The sequence below is a fragment of the Acetivibrio straminisolvens JCM 21531 genome (genome assembly GCF_000521465.1).
GTDB lineage: Bacteria > Bacillota > Clostridia > Acetivibrionales > Acetivibrionaceae > Hungateiclostridium > Hungateiclostridium straminisolvens.
In genome coordinates, this window is the sequence record NZ_BAVR01000193.1 from 1 (window position 1) to 530 (window position 530).

Annotated in this window: 1 pseudogene; it reads left to right on the forward strand. The window is 38.7% G+C overall.

From position 1 onward, the window contains the following. Positions 1 to 199: 199 nt before the first annotated feature. A pseudogene (locus JCM21531_RS17445) lies at positions 200 to 530 on the forward strand (phage major capsid protein); the annotation flags it as partial.

Below are 530 nucleotides of genomic sequence, written 5' to 3' on the forward strand. Positions count from 1 at the left end.
GTGAAAAAAGAGTCAGTAAGAGTCAGTTCGTCAGTAAACTCTCAGTATCCTGATTTAGAGGGAGGGGGAGGTCAAATCTCTACAGCAAAGCATAAAGACAACGGGCTGGCAGCGCCGCGTGAAAAAATGCAGATTCAAACGGGGTATTAACCCCAGACCATATTTACAAAAAAATATTAAGAAAATGGAGGATTTAAGCATGAGATTTATAGCAGATTTGGTACATGAAAAAAAGCAATTGGTGGAGAAAGCAGAAGCTATTTTAAACGAAGCGGAAAAAGCGGGTGGAAGTTTGACAAAGGAACAGGAGCGACAGTTTAATCGCTACACAGACAAAATAAAGAGCATTAATGAAAGCATTGACGAGGAATTATTAAATATCAGAACCTCTGAGCCAATACTGAATATGCCACAAAAAGCTGTATCTCCTGTGGAAGAAACAAAAACTCCGGTTACAAAGGCTATATCAAAATCATTCAGAGGGATGTTCTATGGCAATGAAACAGTAAAACTCAGCAATAATGGTTTTC